At 46.6% G+C, this 19,282-nt stretch carries 14 protein-coding genes; 8 read left to right on the top strand and 6 right to left on the bottom strand.

Annotated elements, in window-relative coordinates; translation table 11 throughout:
- Nucleotides 1-91: 91 nt before the first annotated feature.
- Nucleotides 92-229, bottom strand: coding sequence for a hypothetical protein (locus CDZ87_RS17050; RefSeq protein ID WP_157806478.1), 138 nt, complete (start codon nt 227-229; stop codon nt 92-94).
- A 609-nt stretch (nt 230-838) separates the two neighbouring features.
- On the opposite strand from CDZ87_RS17050, the gene CDZ87_RS14995 reads away from it, so the two are divergent.
- The 5 genes from CDZ87_RS14995 (at nt 839) to CDZ87_RS14975 (ending at nt 7,380) form a co-directional block, all read left to right on the top strand.
- A complete protein-coding gene (locus CDZ87_RS14995) occupies nt 839-2,554 on the top strand; it encodes a dipeptide ABC transporter ATP-binding protein (RefSeq protein ID WP_100754260.1) in 1,716 nt (571 codons plus the stop codon).
- 85 nt (nt 2,555-2,639) lie between these two features.
- Entirely contained in the window at nt 2,640-4,193 is a 1,554-nt protein-coding gene (locus CDZ87_RS14990; RefSeq protein WP_100754259.1) for an ABC transporter substrate-binding protein, read from the top strand.
- 175 nt (nt 4,194-4,368) lie between these two features.
- Nucleotides 4,369-5,346 (top strand): ABC transporter permease, encoded by a 978-nt coding sequence (locus tag CDZ87_RS14985; RefSeq protein ID WP_100754258.1) that lies wholly within the window; start codon nt 4,369-4,371, stop codon nt 5,344-5,346.
- A 2-nt stretch (nt 5,347-5,348) separates the two neighbouring features.
- A complete protein-coding gene (locus tag CDZ87_RS14980; RefSeq protein ID WP_100754257.1) occupies nt 5,349-6,287 on the top strand; it encodes an ABC transporter permease in 939 nt (312 codons plus the stop codon).
- A 184-nt stretch (nt 6,288-6,471) separates the two neighbouring features.
- On the top strand, nt 6,472-7,380 hold the full coding sequence (locus tag CDZ87_RS14975; protein ID WP_100754256.1) for an SPOR domain-containing protein: 909 nt from the start codon (nt 6,472-6,474) through the stop codon (nt 7,378-7,380).
- Between the two features lies 1 nt (nt 7,381).
- Here the strand turns inward: CDZ87_RS14975 and CDZ87_RS14970 are convergent, their stop codons facing one another.
- Entirely contained in the window at nt 7,382-8,143 is a 762-nt protein-coding gene (locus CDZ87_RS14970) for a chromosome partitioning protein ParA (RefSeq protein WP_100754255.1), read from the bottom strand.
- A gap of 104 nt (nt 8,144-8,247) precedes the next feature.
- On the opposite strand from CDZ87_RS14970, the gene CDZ87_RS14965 reads away from it, so the two are divergent.
- The gene (locus tag CDZ87_RS14965) at nt 8,248-9,132 is read left to right on the top strand and encodes a response regulator (protein ID WP_100754254.1); all 885 of its coding nucleotides are present in this window, start codon (nt 8,248-8,250) and stop codon (nt 9,130-9,132) included.
- A gap of 51 nt (nt 9,133-9,183) precedes the next feature.
- Here CDZ87_RS14965 and gorA read toward each other — a convergent pair whose 3' ends face one another.
- Nucleotides 9,184-10,539, bottom strand: a complete 1,356-nt coding sequence (gorA, locus tag CDZ87_RS14960; protein WP_100754253.1) for a glutathione-disulfide reductase — start codon at nt 10,537-10,539, stop codon at nt 9,184-9,186.
- 141 nt (nt 10,540-10,680) lie between these two features.
- Nucleotides 10,681-11,520 carry a 23S rRNA (adenine(2030)-N(6))-methyltransferase RlmJ gene (locus tag CDZ87_RS14955; protein ID WP_038175626.1) on the bottom strand — a complete coding sequence of 280 codons (840 nt, stop codon included), beginning with the start codon at nt 11,518-11,520 and terminating at the stop codon, nt 10,681-10,683.
- 150 nt (nt 11,521-11,670) lie between these two features.
- Here CDZ87_RS14955 and prlC point away from each other — a divergent pair, with 150 nt between their 5' ends.
- Nucleotides 11,671-13,713, top strand: a complete 2,043-nt coding sequence (gene prlC, locus CDZ87_RS14950; RefSeq protein WP_100754252.1) for an oligopeptidase A — start codon at nt 11,671-11,673, stop codon at nt 13,711-13,713.
- 149 nt (nt 13,714-13,862) lie between these two features.
- Entirely contained in the window at nt 13,863-16,034 is a 2,172-nt protein-coding gene (gene uvrD / locus CDZ87_RS14945) for a DNA helicase II (RefSeq protein WP_100754251.1), read from the top strand.
- Between the two features lie 652 nt (nt 16,035-16,686).
- Here uvrD and ggt read toward each other — a convergent pair.
- Both ggt and CDZ87_RS14930 read right to left on the bottom strand, forming a co-directional pair.
- Nucleotides 16,687-18,435 (bottom strand): gamma-glutamyltransferase, encoded by a 1,749-nt coding sequence (gene ggt / locus CDZ87_RS14935; RefSeq protein WP_100754250.1) that lies wholly within the window; start codon nt 18,433-18,435, stop codon nt 16,687-16,689.
- A 110-nt stretch (nt 18,436-18,545) separates the two neighbouring features.
- Nucleotides 18,546-19,217 (bottom strand): LysE family translocator, encoded by a 672-nt coding sequence (locus CDZ87_RS14930; protein ID WP_100754249.1) that lies wholly within the window; start codon nt 19,215-19,217, stop codon nt 18,546-18,548.
- Between the last annotated feature and the right edge of the window lie 65 nt (nt 19,218-19,282).

Genomic DNA, 19,282 nt, shown 5'->3' with positions numbered 1-19,282 from the left:
TCTGGTTTGGGACCAGAGGGTCGGGGGTTCGAATCCCTCTTCACCGACCATATTTGAAAAGGCTCTGCAGAAATGCAGAGCCTTTTTCCGTTTAGCGACTGGCGACTCGACTCTGAGGTTCGGGGTCAGAAAGCCTAGCCGAGTTCCCCACCCACTGCTCAACGTTAAACAGCAGCAACAATAAGGTTGCCGTTTTTGTCACTTCCACTTCAAGTCTAGAAATATCCACCTTTATCACTGTGTTTATGTCTTTATTCCCCTAGTGAAGTGACTGATCTTTGGGTTGATATTGGCTATTTATTGAAAGTGAGTGCCGTTGTTTGACCTTTTTGCATGAATTTGGCGCTAGTACAATCTTTGACTACAAAATTTCTTAGGTTGATAAAGCTATAGATAGGACATTTATTTAGAATATAGTTTGGTGTATATGTGATCAATATCGAATCATTGTCTTAATAAGTCATCTTTAATGGTCTTATGTGTTTTTTTTGTTAAAGCCACTTGTTGTGTTTTAAGTGAATTTTTATTCTTTTTGTCAGTAAGGGTTACTTATAACTTAAAGCAGTGTTTAATAACCAAAACTCTTTTTTTATCAAAGTTTTAAATTACTTGCACCACAGATGCGACCAAGTGATGATCTGGCTGGGTTGCATATTTATTTGGCTATAGTACTTGGTTTTTATGCGATTTCGACTTTTTATCCTATATTTGTTGCTTTTGTGTGAATTATTTGCCAAATTGATGACCTTATAAATTGCCGGAACACGATTTTTCTGGCTTGAATGGATTCAGTTTTCAGACAGGGCAGAAAGCTGCCAAAGCAGTAGAGGTCTGGTTAATGTCACTTTTACAAGTAAAAAACCTTCGCATTGAATACCCTTCGCGTCATGGGGTGCATGCCGCAGTCAAATCGCTATCATTTAATATTGAACGCGGTGAAATCGTTGGTGTGGTTGGCGAATCTGGCGCTGGTAAATCGACCGTCGGCAACGCAGTCATCGATCTACTTAGCCCTCCGGGACGTATCGCTACTGGCGATGTCTACCTTGATGGTGAGCTTATTTCTGGTTTGAGCCCAGAGCAAATGCGTAAAGTACGCGGCTCTAAAATTGGATTTATCTTCCAAGATCCAATGACCTCTCTAAATCCTCTGTTCACCGTAGAGCAGCAGTTGAAAGAGACCATCCACGCCAATATGAAGGTATCGGATGAAGAAGCGTACCAGCGTGCGCTGTCATTGATGCAGCAAGTGGGCATTCCCCAGCCAGAAAACCGTCTTAAGCAGTATCCGCATCAATTTTCTGGTGGTATGCGTCAGCGTGTGGTTATCGCGATTGCATTAGCCGGTGAGCCAGATCTTATCATTGCTGATGAACCAACGACCGCGCTCGATGTGTCGATTCAAGATCAGATCCTGAGTTTGATTCGTGAATTGTGTATCAAGAATAATGTCGGTTGTATGCTCGTTACCCACGATATGGGCGTGGTATCGAATGTGACCGATCGCGTTGCAGTAATGTACCGTGGTGATCTGGTGGAGTTTGGCCCCACCGCTAAAGTATTGGGTGACCCTGATCATACTTATACCCGTAGTTTGATTTCTGCGGTTCCTCGTTCAGACATGAAACTCGATCGTTTCCCTCTGGTGAGCTATATCGAAGAAGCGACAGAAATGAAGCCTCTTGATGTGAAAAACCACTGGTTAGGGCAGAGTCAAGATGAGCGCGTATACAGTGGTCCTTTGCTCAATGTCGAAAACGTCAATCTACGTTTTGTGACCAAAGATTCTCTGTTCGAAAGTCGTCGCGAGTACGTTCAGGCCTCGAACGATGTGAGTTTTGAAGTATTTGAAGGTGAAACCTTTGGTCTGGTGGGTGAGTCAGGTTCTGGTAAGTCAACCATTGCTCGTGTCATTGCTGGTCTTTACACGCCGAATTCAGGGCGAGTGACCTTTGAAGGTATCGACCTTACCGCACTGAAATCAGAAAAAGAACGTCGTCCAATGCGTCGTCAGATGCAGATGGTGTTCCAAAACCCTTATACATCGATGAATCCGCGCATGAAGGTACTGGATATCATCGCAGAGCCAATTCGATTTCATAAGCTAACCAAGAATGAAACTGAGACGCGTCAGATCGTTAATGATCTGCTGGATCACGTTGGTCTAGGGCGTATGGCAGGGCTTAAATATCCCCATGAGTTCTCGGGCGGTCAGCGCCAGCGTATTTCGATTGCACGCGCGCTGGCAACACGTCCTCGTTTGCTGATTTGTGATGAGCCGACCTCAGCACTTGATGTGTCAGTACAAGCTCAAATACTTAACCTGCTCAAAGATTTACAAGATGAGCTTAATCTAACCATGCTGTTTATTAGTCACGATTTACCTGTGATTCGCCAAATGTGTGATCGCGTTGGTGTGATGCAAATGGGGACCTTATTAGAGGTCGCTCCAACCGAACAGCTGTTTAAGACGCCTCAGCATGAATACAGCAAACAACTGATTTCTTTAATGCCGGAATTTACTGGCTTAAGAGAAGATGTAGAAACGGCGTAAGTCGTCGATCTTACCCAAACTTTTGGGTCAATAAACAGAAGCAAACACAACAACTAGGGATGAATCCCGCATAAGGAGTTATGCAATGAAAACCATGAAAAGCAAACTAGCAGTGGCTTTAATGGCAGCTGGCCTAAGTTTTAGTGCAGTAGCAGCAGATATCACCGTCGCTTATGATGCTGATCCAGTGTCACTTGATCCACACGAGCAGCTGTCTGGCGGTACACTGCAAGTATCGCACATGGTATTTGACCCTCTAGTGCGTTTCACTCAAGACATGAAATTCGAACCCCGCCTAGCAGAATCTTGGCTGCGTATTGATGACGAAACGATGCATTTCAATATTCGTCAAGGTGTAAAGTTTCATTCCGGAAACATGCTGACAGCAGATGATGTAGTTTGGACGTTTGAACGTCTTAAAAGCTCTGCCGATTTTAAAGGTATCTTTGGGCCCATTGCCTCTATTACTAAGGTGAGCGATTACAAAATTGAAGTAAAAACAGATGGGGTATACCCGTTGGTTGAAAATGTCATGACCTATCTGTTCCCAATGGACAGTCAGTTTTATTCCGGTAAAACGCAAGAGGGAAAAGACAAAAGCGAAATTGTTAAACATGGCAACTCATACGCTTCAACCAATGTTTCAGGTACCGGGCCGTTTATCATTACCCAACGAGAGCAGGGTGTGAAGGTCACGTTTGAACGATTCAATGACTATTGGGATAGCGACTCAGCAGGGAATGTAGACACATTGACATTAGTGCCCATTAAAGAAGATGCTACGCGAGTTGCGGCATTGTTGTCAGGTGGCGTGGATATGATTGCCCCTGTTTCTCCCAATGATTACCAACGCATTGATAAAGCTAATGGCGTCGATCTGTATACCATGCCAGGTACGCGTGTGATTACTTTCCAACTGAACCAAAATAGCCATCCAGCATTAAAGGATGTGCGTGTTCGTCAGGCGATCGTTTACGCAATTAATAATGAAGGGATTGCTAAAAAAGTGATGAAGGGTTCTGCAACGGCTGCGGGACAACAAAGTCCGGTGGGCTTCGTTGGTCACAACCCAGAGCTTCAACCTCGTTATGATCTCAAAAAGGCCAAACAATTGATGAAAGAAGCCGGTTATGAGAAAGGCTTTTCTTTATCCATGATGGCGCCAAATAATCGTTACGTAAACGATGATAAAATTGCTCAAGCAACCGCCGCAATGTTATCGAAAATTGGTATTAAAGTTGACCTGAAAACCATGCCTAAAGCGCAATACTGGCCTGAATTCGATAAATGTGCGGCCGACATGTTGATGATCGGCTGGCACCCTGATACAGAAGACTCAGGCAACTTTACTGAGTTTCTCGCTATGACGCGCAACGCAGAAACGGGCAAAGGTCAGTACAATTGTGGTTATTACTCAAATGCAGAGGTCGATGCGTTGATTGAACAAACCAACAAGATGACTGATCTAGGCAAGCGAAGTGTGGCGTTAAAGAAAGTGGAAGAAATTCTTTATAATGAAGCGGCCTTTGTCCCACTGCATTGGCAAGATCCTTCATGGGCTGCCAAAGACAATGTGGAAATTGGCCCTATCATTAACGGCATGAATTTCCCTTATTTTGGTGACCTTGTCGTTAAATAACGGCACTGACTCCGACAACGCTCGGGCATCCGCAAGGTGCGGATGCCCGCTTAATCTTTGGTGCTTAACTTTATTTCAGTCGGGTTGAGTGTCATTTTTAAGATCGAAACTCGCAACCGGATACAATTCGGTTTTGCAGACTGAATTTTATCGAAAGGAAGTAAAGGGGCAAGGAATGTTTTCGTTTCTGGTCAAGCGCCTGTTTCAGGCACTGATAGTGATGTTTGTGATCAGTTTAGTCGCATTTGCCATTCAGGATAACCTGGGTGATCCATTGCGTGAGCTTGTTGGTCAGTCGGTTTCTGAAGCAGAGCGACAAGCTTTGCGTGACGAATTAGGCCTAAATGATCCCTTCATCAAAAAATACACACGTTTTGTTGGCAATGCATTGCAAGGTGATCTTGGCACCTCATATTTCTTCAAACGTCCTGCGGTTGAAGTGATTCTTGATAAGTTAGTTGCCACCTTAGAGTTAGTGTTCGGTGCATCTTTAATTATTATTGGCTTATCAATACCTCTTGGGGTCTATTCTGCTATTCATCCAAACAAAATATTCACTAAAGTTGTCATGGCGGCGAGCAGTGTCGGCATTTCTATTCCTGTCTTTCTGACAGCGATCATGTTGATGTATGTCTTTTCTATAGAGTTGGGTTGGTTGCCATCTTATGGGCGTGGGGAGACCGCCAACATCCTCGGCTGGGAATCCGGTTATTTTACTCTTGATGGTTTAGCGCACCTTATTTTGCCATGTGTGGCACTGGCTTCGATCATGTTGCCGTTGTTTATCCGTTTGGTACGATCTGAAATGTTAGAGGTACTCAGTTCTGAGTATATTAAGTTTGGTAAGGCAAAAGGCCTGGCGTTAAACAAAATCCATTATCAGCATGCGCTCAAAAACACCATGCTGCCGGTATTGACGGTCGGAGGTGTTCAGATCGGTACTATGGTGGCATATACCATTTTGACTGAAACGGTATTCCAGTGGCCAGGTACGGGCTTCCTTTTCCTTGAAGCCATCAATCGTGTCGATACACCGCTTATCACTGCTTACGTTATTTTCGTTGGCCTGATTTTCGTGGTAACCAATACCATCGTTGACTTGCTATACGGCATCATTAACCCGACCGTAAATCTCACTGGAAAAGGAGCATAATCATGAGTCAAGCAATCGCTGCTCCTTCACGCTGGGAGCGTTTTAAACAGTCCGATTTCCTTTATTACTTTAAGCGCGACAAAGTTGCCATGGCGAGCTTTAGCGTGTTTATGATGTTTTTGGTGTTAGCATTAACAGCGCCGATAATTTCACCAATGGATCCTTATGATCTCAGCACGATTGACATCATGGATTCAGAACTGCCCCCATCGTGGATGGAGGGGGGCGAAGAGGGCTTTTTGCTCGGCACTGATGAGCAAGGGCGAGATATTTTGTCGACCATTTTGTATGGTTCGCGCTTGTCATTGACGATCGGTTTCTTAGCCGTTGGGTTGCAATTGATTCTCGGCATTATTATTGGTTTATCGGCTGGTTATTTTGGTGGCCGAATTGATAACTTCTTGATGCGTTTTGCTGATGTTCAGTTGTCGTTCTCAACCATGATGGTCGCGATCATTGTTTCGGCAATTTTTAAAGCCAGCTTTGGCAGTGACTTTTACAGCCAGTATGCGGTAGTGATGTTGGTGGTCATTATTGGTGTGGCTGAGTGGCCGCAGTACGCCCGTACCATTCGAGCGTCGGTATTGGCAGAGAAGAAGAAAGAGTATGTTGAAGCCGCGCGAGTAATGGGATTTAAAGCGCCGCGCATTATGTTCCGTCATATTTTACCGAACTGTCTGTCACCGATCTTGGTCATTTCAACGGTGCAGGTGGCAAATGCCATCATGTCAGAGGCGGCACTTTCTTTCCTAGGTTTAGGTTTGCCGGTTGACCAACCTTCGCTTGGTGCACTGATTAGTATTGGTTTTAACTACATTTTCTCTGGTGCATGGTGGATTACGGCCTTCCCAGGTGTGGTTTTGATTACGCTCGTTTTGGTCATCAACCTGTTGGGTGACTGGTTACGTGATGTATTTAACCCCAAACTGTACAAAGGGTGATCCAAACCTAAGATTTGACTATAGAAATGTCATTACACTCAGAGCCGTTATTGATTGCGGCTCTTTTTTTGCATTGTCTTTTCTGCATTGATAATAGCAAAGCCGTATAACGCAAATCGTGACGCGATAGTGAGCCGCGTGAGTGGACCAATACGGATCGAGTTAAAAGAGTAAAGGTATCAATATGGCATTAAAGCCGAAACAATTGCAATGGATGCTGTTGGCAGCACTGACTTGCCCTGTCTGGTCAATGCCAACATTGGCTGACGAATTTTTGTGTGACGCCACACAAGCCGCCACGGATCAACTGCCAGTGCTTGATGGTGCTTGTCCAGTAGGAAAAGGGTTGTGGGGCAAAGCGAAACCAACAGGGTCGCTGTCAACGTTTTGGATTCAATGTGGTGTGTTTAGCAAGCCTTTGCCATTGACTAAAGCGAAACCGCTCTATAAACACATTTCGACCGATGTATGGGCGAAACCTGAAGACAAGGCTTATCGTTGCTTGATTGGTCCATACACAGATTTCTCTCTTGCTCAGCAAGAGTTAGCCAAAGTAAAAACACAACCAGAGTACAAGCAAGCGTTTATCCGTGAGGCCGTCAAAGGTGCGCCGCGCCAATCAGTGCGACCTGCGAACAAACCGATCGCCAAACCTAAGCCTAAAAAACAAGCCACGACCGTGCTTGCTGTGCCAGCAGAAAAGGCACCAGCTATTGTTAAGCCACCTAAAATGACCAAACCTATGGATGAGATGATGATTCGCCTTACCGCAAACGTGGCCAATCTTAAGTACAACGTGCCTTATAGCATCGCTGATGGTGAGCAGTTCTATATGGAGCACGACTTAGCATGGAATCGTTTAGACTACCAAGGTGCGTATAAAACCTGTTATCGCTTAGGGATGCGTTTAGCGACCCGAGATGAATGGCAAGACTTGATTGATTCGAAAGTGATGCAGCAAGCTAAATGGCCAATGCATTTACCCTATTGGGGAGCCGAGAAAACGGGGCTTTTTACTAGCGGTAAAGTCACCCAACTGAAAGGCACTTCTTTGCTCAATGTCATGTGTGTAAAGTCGTTCGAGCAGCAGTAAGTTAACGACTGCTGTTCTTTTCTGCCTCTTCAAGCAGTTCAAGGTACTTTTTCTCCACGAACTCTTTCTCTTTCCCTAGATGATGCAGCTGTTGTTGTGATGCCTCTAGTTCGGCGTTTAGTGCGGCCGTATCGCCTTGTGTTGACAGTTTTTTCTTGTATTGTTCTATTCGTTCCAGCAATTGTTGTTTCTCTTGCTGGAACTCTTGAGCCAAACTGGCTGCGCCTCCGGCCTCACTGATTTGAATGTACTCTTGCTCAAGTTGCTCAAATTGCTTTTCAAGTTGCTGTTTCTCGATTTGTAGGCTTTCAACGGTATCGGTCTGTTGCATTAGCTTATTCTTGGCCCGGCGCAGGCCATTAACGCTCTTATCCAAATCCCCTTTAAGCTTTTTGATCAGCCGATGGGAGTTATTGAGCTTTTGATTAAGCTCTTCAATTGACGCTTGCTCTTGCTCAGTGAGATCTTCTTTGGCGGCTTTAATCTGTGAAACCTGACTTTCTAGAGCTTGCTGAATGATGATTAAGTCGTTAAGAGTGTCACTATTTTCTGCTGTGTAATTGAGCGCTTTATCGACCGATTGTTGACATAGGTCATAGGTACCTTTGTCCATATCGCGGTGGTTAACCACTTGGCGAGCAAAGTGGCGAAACTCGCGCAAAATCAGCAATAAAATGATAAACCAAGCCAGAAGGATCAGTAGACCGAAGTCGATGGCGAGAGCTACGAGGTTTTCTGAGCTCATTAGGGGCGCTAGATCCATTTATTTCCTCAAAATTTGCCACATACATCGATTCTAAGTTTAGTTGTCTGACAAAAATATGCCTATAATTTCAATAGTTCTGATGCGTTAGGTGATGGTAGTTAGTGAAAATACTGATAGTCGATGATAGTAAAGCGACCTTAGAGATTGTGAGGCGGGGGTTAGAGAGCTTCGGCTACTGTCGCTTATCGATCAAAAAAACCTGTGATGCTCACGAGGCGATTAAGTTGGCGAAAGAATGGCAACCTGAGATCGTATTAACGGATTGGTATATGCCTGATATGTCGGGGCTAACGTTAACCAAAGAGCTGATAAAACTTAACCCAGAGATCAAAATCGGCATGATTACGACGGTTGATGATCAGCAGCAGATACAGCAAGCCACAGCGGCCGGGGCGAGCTTTGTACTGACCAAGCCGTTTGAAGATAGCCAACTACATCATTTGCTGCTGCCTTTAGTTCAAGGTGCAGAAGAGAGTCGTAAAACTCTCGACTCGGTAAACGATGTCCAAAAAGAGCTCGCACTACCTAAGTTGTCACAACTTGAGAAATTACTAAAACGCGAACTGGGTGACGCACTCAGTTTAACCAACTTAGCGGCGCAGAGTTTTGATAAGAACAAAATTCCTTGTGTGCTGGCGGTGTATGAAGACAGCGCGAGCCAAAAGCCAAGAGCGGTCGCTATGCTCGACCTACAGGCCATATGCTTGTTTGCTCAAGTAACTAGTACAGAGCGCGAGCAGGTAATCACGTCAAAGTTAGTGAGTAAAGGGATTTTAGATGCGTGTCAGACCATATTAGACCGCTCAGCCTTGGCCTTTCTCGATAGTCAAACACGTAAAAGTTTGCGTCTGAAAAACATCAGCTTTGTTGCCGCTGAGTTTGATAAGCTTAAAACATTGTATGACAAACCCGCTGATAAGCGCGTGGATTTCAGCTGCCAGAATGGTGATGAATTCGTAGGAAAGGTCACTTTAGTGGGTTTCTAGGCGCAAAAAGAAAAGGATACATCGGCATCCTTTTCTTTATTTATCAGCTTCTTATCTCATGGTAACAAACTCTTCAGAGCCCGTTGGGTGAATGGCCACCACAGAATCGAAGTCAGCTTTAGTCGCGCCCATCTTCATCGCAACAGCGAAACCTTGAATCATCTCATCGACGGTAAAGCCGATACCGTGAAGGCCGACAACTGTCTCTTCTTCGCCGGCGCAAACCAGTTTCATTTTACATGGCTGACGGTGCTTGGTGACGGCGGTGTACATCGCGGTAAAACCAGAGGTGTACACTTTGATGTTATCTTTGCCGTATTTCTGCTCAGCTTCTTGAGTGGTTAGGCCAATAGTACCGATTGGTGGGTGGCTAAATACCACCGTTGGGACCAAGTCGTAATCCATCTTGGCATTAGTTTTACCATTGAATAGACGCTCAGAAAGCTGACGGCCGGCTTTTACAGCGACAGGCGTGAGCTCAATACCACCTTCCATGATGTCACCCACACAGTAGATGCCAGGCACATTCGTTGCTTGGAATTCATCGACCTTAATGTAGCCACGATCATTGGTTTCTACACCAGTAGAAGCTAGGTTAATCGCATCGGTTGCTGGGTGGCGGCCAATCGCCCAAATCAATTGGTCAACGTTTTGTGTATTACCGTTCTCTAGGTGCAGAGTCAGGCTGCCGTCTGCTTCTTTCACAACTTCTTTAGGCACTGAGTGCGTGTGAAGTGTAGGGCCTTCTGCTGCCATCACTTCGACCAGTGTTTCGATGATCATCGGGTCAAAGCTACGTAGTGGTGATTCTTTACGGCAAAATAGATGCGTCTCAGTGCCAAGGGCATTAAGAACTCCGGCAATCTCAACCGCGATGTAGCCAGCGCCAATCACAGCAACACGTTTAGGTTGCTCGTTTAGCTCAAAGAAGCCGTTTGAATCAATGCCGTATTCTGCACCGGGGATGTTAGGAATGGTTGGACGACCACCAACAGCGATCAAGATGTGATCGGCCGTGTAGTGTTCTCCGTTGACCTCAACCGTTTTCTCATCAACAAACTTAGCGAAACCCTTGATGACATTGATTTTGTTGTTACCTAGTACGCGATCGTAAGATTGGTGAATACGGCCAATGTAGGCCTGACGACTTTCAACCAGTTTACCCCAGTTAAATCCTTTCACATCAACATCGAAACCGTAGTCTTCAGCGTAAAGGTTCATCGCTTCGGCAATTTGTGCGCCGTGCCACATGACTTTCTTGGGTACGCAACCGACGTTGACACAAGTGCCACCTAGGTCTTGCGCCTCGATAAGCGCGACTTTAGCGCCGTACATTGCTGCTCGGTTTGCTGATGCGATGCCGCCTGAGCCGCCACCGATACAGATGTAATCAAAATGCGTTGACATGACTTTCTCCATTTCCGCAGGTAACTAGCCAGTAACCAGTCCCTATTCGTTTTTAAAGTTATATATCTCTGATATGGAGGATAGAGTGGTTGAACTCAATCGATCCTCGATAATTTAATTTCTTGCTCGCTTGTGCCTCTGTTACTCTGGCACGATCCATTCGACTTTAAAGTGACCGGTTGCCGGAGCAATGGCTTTCTTGAGGAAAGGTAAAATTGCTTGCATCTGACTCTCTAGCTTCCAAGGTGGATTGATCACTATCATGCCCGATGCGGTCATGCCACGCTCGTTGGTATCAGGAGAGACGCCTAACTCAATTTGTAAGATTTTGCGAATCCCAAGCGCTTCGAGGCCATCGAGCATATCGTCGATATCACAGCGATTGACCACTGGGTACCAAATCGCGTAAATGCCCGTTGCCCAGCGCTTGTAGCTTTGATTGATGGCTTGTACGACATCACGGTACTCTTTGGCCAACTCGTAAGGTGGGTCAATCAATACCAAGCCACGACGCTCTTTTGGCGGCAAGCTTGCTTTTAAACGTTGAAAACCATCTTCTTTAAAGATGCTGACTTGGCGATCGCGATGAAACTCTTGTTCAAGCAGTGGGTAGTCACTCGGGTGCAGTTCAGTCAGCACCATGCGATCACCTGGGCGTAGGTGTGCACGAGCGACACGCGGTGAACCTGGGTAATAACGTAATGTATCGCCATTATTGAGCACTTTGATCGAGTCAAGGTAGCTTTCAAGCTCTTGCGGAATGTCATTTTGCTGCCAGAGGCGAGCGATGCCTTGTTTGTACTCGCTGGTCTTTTCCGACCACTCATGCGTAAGATCGTAACGACCTACGCCAGAATGAGTATCGTGATAGACGAGCGGCTTCTCTTTTTGTTTCAAAGCGTTGAGGATAAGGCTTTGGACAATATGTTTAATCACATCGGCATGATTGCCGGCATGAAAGCTGTGGCGATAACTTAACACAATGACACTCTCAAATGGGGCGAACAATAATGGTCTTTAGTATACGTTACTATTGAAAATTGCTGAACCTACCTATATTTACTATTTAGACCAACACAAAATAGTTAAGACGAGCTTGTGAGTTCGCTTAGCCAATGAAAGGAATGATTTATGTCTAATCCACTGCTGAACTTCATTGATTTGCCGCCGTTTTCGCAAATCAAACCAGAGCATGTTAAGCCCGCGATTGAACAGGCGATTGCCGATTGCCGGGCGGAAATAGAACAGGCGCTGGACGGCAACAATGAGCCAACTTGGGATAACTTAGTCGCACCGATTGAGGAAGTGGATGACAAGTTGAGTCGCATCTGGTCACCAGTAAGCCACATGAACTCGGTAATTAACAGTGACGAGTTGCGTGACGCCTACGAAAGCTGTTTACCATTATTATCAGAGTACGGTACTTGGGTTGGTCAGCATAAAGGTTTGTTTGAAGCATACAAATCAATCAAAGTCAGTGAGGCATTTGCTTCATTAACTCAGGCGCAAAAGAAAACCATCACCGATTCGTTGCGTGACTTTGAGCTGTCGGGGATTGGTCTACCTGCCGATCAGCAGCACCGCTACGGTGAAATCAGTAAGCGTATGTCAGAGCTAGGGTCAAAATTCTCTAACAATGTGTTGGATGCCACCATGGGCTGGACCAAGCACATTAGCGACGAAAAAGAGTTGGCAGGTATGCCAGAATCGGCCTTGACCGCCGCCAAAGCAGCGGCTGAGGCGAAAGAGCTAGATGGTTATTTACTCACGTTAGACATCCCTTCTTACTTGCCAGTGATGACCTACTGTGACAATCAAGAGCTGCGTAGAGAGCTGTATGAAGCGTACGTTACTCGCGCTTCTGACCGTGGACCGAAAGCCGGTGAGTGGGACAACAGCGAAATCATTAACGAACAGTTGAAACTGCGCTACGAAATTGCCCGCATGCTTGGTTTCAATACCTTCAGCGAGAAGTCTCTAGCGACTAAGATGGCGGAAACCCCATCTCAGGTACTTGGCTTTCTCAACGATCTTGCCAACAAAGTTAAGCCGCAAGGCGAGAACGAAGTCAAACAGCTGCGTCAATTTGCCAAAAGTGAGTTTGGCATTGATGAGCTCAATTTGTGGGATATTGCTTACTACAGCGAAAAACAAAAACAGCACCTGTTCCAAATCTCAGACGAAGAGCTGCGCCCTTACTTCCCAGAAGCCAAAGTGGTCAGTGGCCTATTTGAAGTGCTTGAGCGCGTGTTTGGTATGACTGTCAAAGAGCGTCAAGGTGTTGATGCTTGGCATGAGTCAGTACGTTTCTTTGATATCTTTGACACTAATGATCAGTTACGTGGCAGTTTTTATCTCGACTTGTACGCGCGTGAACACAAGCGCGGCGGTGCGTGGATGGATGAATGTCGCGTGCGCCGCATGACTGTTTCGGGCGAATTGCAAACGCCCGTTGCTTACCTAACCTGTAACTTTAACCGACCGATCGGTGATAAGCCGGCGTTGTTTACTCATGATGAAGTGGTCACGCTGTTCCATGAGTTTGGTCACGGTATTCACCATATGTTGACTCAGGTCGATGTGGGGGCGGTATCGGGGATCAACGGTGTGCCTTGGGATGCGGTAGAATTACCAAGTCAGTTTCTAGAGAACTGGTGCTGGGAAGAAGACGCGTTGGCGTTTATCTCCGGGCATTATCAAACCGGAGAGCCATTGCCAAAAGCGATGTTAGAGAAGATGCTGGCGGCGAAGAATTTCCAATCAGCGATGTTTATCTTGCGTCAGCTTGAGTTTGGCCTGTTTGACTTTACCTTGCACACTGAGTTTGATCCCGAGGTTGGCCCTCGCGTGCTTGAGACGTTGGCCGAAGTGAAGTCAAAAGTGGCGGTTTTGCCTAGCCTAGAGTGGAATCGCTTCTCACACAGCTTTGGTCATATCTTTGCTGGTGGTTATAGCGCGGGTTACTACAGCTATCTATGGGCAGAAGTCTTGTCTTCAGATGCTTTCTCGCGTTTTGAAGAGGAAGGCATCTTCAATACTGAAACCGGACAAAGCTTCCTCAACAACATTCTTGAAATGGGTGGCAGCGAAGAGCCGATGGAACTGTTTAAACGCTTCCGTGGCCGTGAGCCGCAGATTGATGCATTACTGCGTCATGCGGGTATTAGCGCTTAAGCTAAGATAAGTTAACCGTGCAATGAATAACCTTACGCGCCCTGCGACTGCTGCAGGGCGTTTTTTTGGTTTACTGTGTACCTAGCATCTTCAAGTCACTCGGGTATAATGCAGTTATATGTATAGATAAACAGTAGCTGAGCACCCCCATGGATCCTTCATTACTTCTCGATGGTTTGAACGACAAGCAGCGTGAAGCTGTTGCCGCCCCACTAGAAAACTTACTCATCTTAGCTGGCGCAGGCAGTGGTAAAACACGCGTGTTGGTTCATCGCATTGCGTGGTTAATGTCGGTCGAACAGGCCTCACCCTTTTCAATCATGTCGGTAACCTTTACCAACAAAGCGGCGGCTGAGATGCGTGGTCGTATTGAAGAGTTGATGATGGGCAGCTCCTCCGGAATGTGGAATGGGACGTTTCATGGGATCTGTCACCGCATTTTGCGTGCGCACTATTTGGATGCCAAGCTACCGGAAGATTTTCAAATTATTGATAGCGACGATCAGCAGCGCTTATTGCGTCGCTTGATCAAGGCGCAAAATTTAGATGAGAAACAGTTTCCTCCACGTCAGGTGGCGTGGTGGATTAACGGTAAAAAAGATGAAGGTCTACGCCCGAATCATATTGACGCTTATCACGACCCTGTGACCAAAACCTATTTGCAGGTCTACAGTGCTTACCAAGAGGCGTGTGATCGTGCTGGCTTAGTTGATTTTGCGGAAATATTGCTTCGCGCCCATGAGTTGTTGCGCGATAAAAAGCACATCCGCGAACACTATCAAGCCCGTTTCAAACATATTTTGGTCGATGAGTTTCAAGACACCAACAATATCCAATATGCGTGGTTGCGTATGATGGCAGGCCCGAACTCACACGTGATGATCGTTGGCGATGATGACCAGTCGATTTACGGTTGGCGTGGGGCAAAAATCGAAAATATTGAGAAATTTACCCAAGAATTTCCAAGCGTTAAAACCATTCGTCTTGAGCAAAACTACCGTTCGACCAAAACGATTTTGCAAGCGTCCAACGCTCTCATTGCTAATAACACCGAGCGAATGGGAAAAGAGCTATGGACCGAAGGGGTTGAAGGCGAGCCTATCTCGGTCTATTCGGCATACAACGAGTTAGACGAAGCGCGCTTTGCGGTTAGTAAAATAAAAGAGTGGCAAGATCAAGGCGGAGCGCTGAATGATGCTGCGATGCTGTATCGTAATAACGCCCAGTCGCGTGTGCTTGAAGAGGCATTAATTCAGTCAGGCTTACCGTATCGAATTTATGGTGGGATGCGATTCTTCGAGCGTCAAGAGATCAGAGACGCATTAAGCTACCTGCGTTTGATGTCGAATCGCAATGATGACGCGGCCTTTGAACGTGTGGTCAATACGCCGACTCGTGGTTTGGGTGACAAGACGCTTGAAACCTTGCGTTTTGCCGCGCGTGATCGTGGCTGTACCATGTGGCAAGCGAGTGTGGCATTGCTCGATGAGCAAGTACTCCCTGGTCGGGCGGCAGGGGCGTTGAGTCGTTTTGTCGAACTGATTCAGGCGCTAGAAGATGATACGGTCGAAATGTCACTGCATGAGCAGACCGACCATGTGATCAAATACTCTGGCCTGTTTGCCATGTACGAGCAGGAAAAAGGCGAGAAGTCGAAAGCTCGAATTGAAAACTTGGAAGAACTCGTCACGGCAACGCGCCAGTTTGAAAAGCCAGAAGAAGCAGAAGAGATGACGCTCTTGACGGCATTTTTGACCCATGCAGCGCTTGAAGCGGGTGAGGGCCAAGCGGATGAGTTTGACGACGCAGTGCAGTTGATGACTTTGCACAGTGCTAAAGGGTTAGAGTTTCCACTGGTCTTTATGGTCGGTGTTGAAGAGGGGATGTTCCCAAGTCAAATGTCAGCAGAAGAGGCCGGTCGCTTAGAAGAAGAGCGTCGTCTTTGCTATGTCGGCATGACACGTGCGATGGTGAAGCTCTATATAACTTACGCTGAAATGCGCCGTTTATATGGTCAAGATAAGTACCATAAACCGTCACGTTTTATTCGTGAGTTACCAGAAAACTGTTTAGATGAAGTGCGAATGAAAGCGCAAGTGAGTCGCCCGACAAGCTCAGGACGTTTTAGCCAAACGGTGGTTAAAGAGAGCTTTAATGAAACCGGATTTAGTTTAGGCTCACGAGTGATGCACCCGAAATTTGGCGAAGGTACCATTATTAACTTTGAGGGCAGTGGCCCGCAAAGTCGCGTTCAAGTTGCTTTTAACGGTGAAGGCATCAAATGGTTAGTGACGGCTTATGCCAAACTAGAAACGCTGTAAGCGCTAAACTCATTTTCTCAAATATGCAGAGAAAAAAATAAAGAAAAACCCCGAGGGCCAAGGCCCATCGGGGTTATAGTCTTACTCGCAGCAATCCGGCTACTAGAGGTGCTCCATGCATCAAATCCTTGATAGTAGGCTGAATCCTTCAGCTTAATCCATTCATCGCCATCCTAGCGGTGTCCTTGACCCTATCCTGGTCTGCTAACCATCCTAGCTAGCTCACTTCGCTTGTTCCCTGAGCGGTGTCCTTTTCATCATCCTGATGATCAGTCCTTTCCTCATCCTGAGGTGTCCATTTCCCATCCTTAGTAGCAACCATCCTAGTTACTATTGCGTCCGTTCAATGTCCGTTTGCTATCCATGCCGATTGTTCATCCTGAGCAACCGTATCTTCTTCCTGAAGATTACCTAATCCGTGGTAATTTCCTGTTCCGTGTCAGCATCCATCCGACAGGGTTCATATTACCTCTTTAAGCGCGCCGAGCAATAGAGCGCAAACGTTTTTCTACATAAACATTCGCTGTAATTTCATGCAAGTCATTGTAAAACAATTACTTACTATGGCTGTGTTACATTTTTCTCAGCAAAAAAACACTATTTACTCACTTGCTTGTGAGAGATCTCGCACAAGCAAGCGAGTCGATCGGCGTTATTGTCCGATCGCGGCACCTTCACGGCGTGGGTCTGCAGCACCTTGTAGCTGACCATCTTGCAATAAAATGGCATGTATTCCTGAGTTCAGATCGCGAATATTGACCTCAAAGCCCATTTTCTCAAGCTCAGATTTAAAGCTTTCGACATCTGTGCCTTGTTCAATATCCAGTGGGCCGAAACGGTTGAGTAGGTGAGGTTGATTAGCGGCTTGTTGAATGTCCATTCCCCATTGAATATGCGCAATAATCGCTTGTGCGACATAACCTATGATACGACTTCCGCCCGGCGAGCCAATTGCCATGTAGGGTTGATCATTGTGCATAATGATGGTCGGTGCCATTGAAGAGCGAGGGCGCTTGCCGGGCTCTAATCGGTTGGCAATCGGCCTACCTTGGTTATGAGTACGGAAAGAAAAGTCGGTCAACTCGTTGTTGAGTAAGAAGCCATTGGTCATCAAGCGTGAGCCAAAGGCGTTCTCAATGGTGGTGGTGATTGAGACCACATTGCCTGCTTTATCGACCACATTAAAATGGCTGGTGGATGGCAGTTCAATAGACTCATCGGTGCTTTGGCGCTGAGCGTAGTTCCATGGTGGAGTGCCTGCGCTAACGGTAGCCAATGCTTTGCCCGGTTGGATAAGTTGTGCGCGCTGCTTTAAGTACTCTTTATCAAGCAAACCTTGAGTTGGCATGGGCACAAAATCTTCGTCTGCCATGTACATGCCGCGATCGGCAAAAGCTAAGCGAGAGGCATCTGCAATCACTTGCCATGATTTAGCGTTGTTTGGCCCCCAGCCTTTGAGATCGAATTGCTCTGTGATGGATAGAATCTGACTCACGGTTAACGCGCCTGAGCTCGGTGGGCCCATGCCACAGATCTCATAGCTTTGGTAGCCTGAACAGACGGGTTGACGTTGCTTGATAGTATAAGCATCGAAGTCTTTTTGTGCTAAGACGCCCGGGTTGCCTGGCGCCGTTTGAACCGTTTTAATGATGTCGCTTGCGATCTTACCTTGATAGAACGCCTTTGCGCCTTGTTTGGCAATCGCGGTCAGTGTGGCTGCGTATTGTGGATTCTTTAGTATGTTTCCTGCGGTTTTTGGTGAACCATCTGAGTTTAAAAAGTACGCGCTGGTGGCCTCGAAGCGACTCAGACGCTGTGCATCGGCTTCAATTAATGTGGCGAGACGCGGAGTAATTTCAAAGCCTTGCTGAGCGAGAGCGATCACTGGCTGAATGAGTTCAGCCCAATCTAGCTGGCCATATTTTTGATGCATATCCCACATCAGCTTAACGGTACCGGGTGTGCCAACCGAGCGGCCACCGACAACCGCATCGTAAAATTTAAGTGGCTCGCCATTTTTATCTTGGAATAGGCGCGGTGTTGCGTCGAGCGGCGCGGTTTCTCGGCCGTCGTAAGTAGTGAGCTGTTGTTTGTCAGCATCCCAGTAAACCAGAAAAGCACCGCCACCAATCCCCGATGACTGAGGCTCAACCAGACCGAGCATCAGTTGCGTGGTCACCATGGCATCAATCGCATTACCGCCTTTGGCGAGCACATCAGCACCCGCTTGGGTTGCGACTGGATTGGCGGCCGTGACCATCCACTCTTTAGCGGTGACCAAGGATTTGTGTTCTAGGCCACTGCTGTGTTCCGGTGCGACGGAATCGGTCGCTTGGTTAGCCCAGCTAGTGATTGACGTTGTGAGCAAGCAGGTGGTGAGAAGTGTAAGTTTCCACTGCATCTTTATTCTCCTTCTATGTATGCAAAGCTAGAGTGACAGTGGAATCTGAACAGGTCTAAGAGTTTGTTATCAAATTGTAACCTTGAATCAAATATTAGACGGTTGAGAGGTTAAACTTGGCTCAGCAGAGAGGTGCTGGATTGCCATAAAATGCTGACGCCAATAAAAGTAAATAGCACACCGCATAGCCCATCAACATAAATGGCCATCGCTTTTACTTTTCGTTGCATGCGTTGAGTCGATAGCACCCAAGCCAAAAACGAAAACCATAGCAAAGATAAGCTCCACAAAATCAACAAGGCGACGCCTTTTCCCGTTAAGGACATCGTGGCAGGCACTAAGCTCGACATTAAACTGACAAAGAACACTAAGGCTTTAGGGTTAAGAATGTTGGTCGCGAAGCCACGCGAAAAGGCTTGGCGCTTATTGCTTAACAACAGGCTGGAACGGTCGCGATTTTCGGCATCGCTTTGCTGCGGGCGACGGATGCTTGACCATGTCGCCCTTAGAGCGCCATAGCCGAGATAAAACAGGTAACTGCCCCCGGCGATCTGGAGTAGGGCAAACAGGGTGGGTTGTTGGTGAACCAAATAGCTGACGCCAGTTAAGCTTAAAATTGAGTGCAGTAAAATGCCACAAGAGAGGCCAAGCGCAATATAAAACCCGGTTTGGCGTCCGTAGCGCGTTGCGTTTTGCACCACGAGGGCAAAATCAGGTCCTGGACTCATCAGAGCGACAAAGTGGACCAGAGCAAGGGTGGATAAAATGGTGATTTCATTCATGGAGAGAAAAACTTATCAGTCGTAATTGATAGCGCTATTGTGCCATCTGACACGCTGTGGCGATT

Origin of the sequence: Vibrio salilacus, from assembly GCF_002811245.1 — a bacterium.
Classification (GTDB): domain Bacteria; phylum Pseudomonadota; class Gammaproteobacteria; order Enterobacterales; family Vibrionaceae; genus Vibrio; species Vibrio salilacus.
The sequence above is the reverse complement of the archived record's forward strand: the minus strand, read 5'-3'. Positions and strand labels throughout refer to the sequence as shown.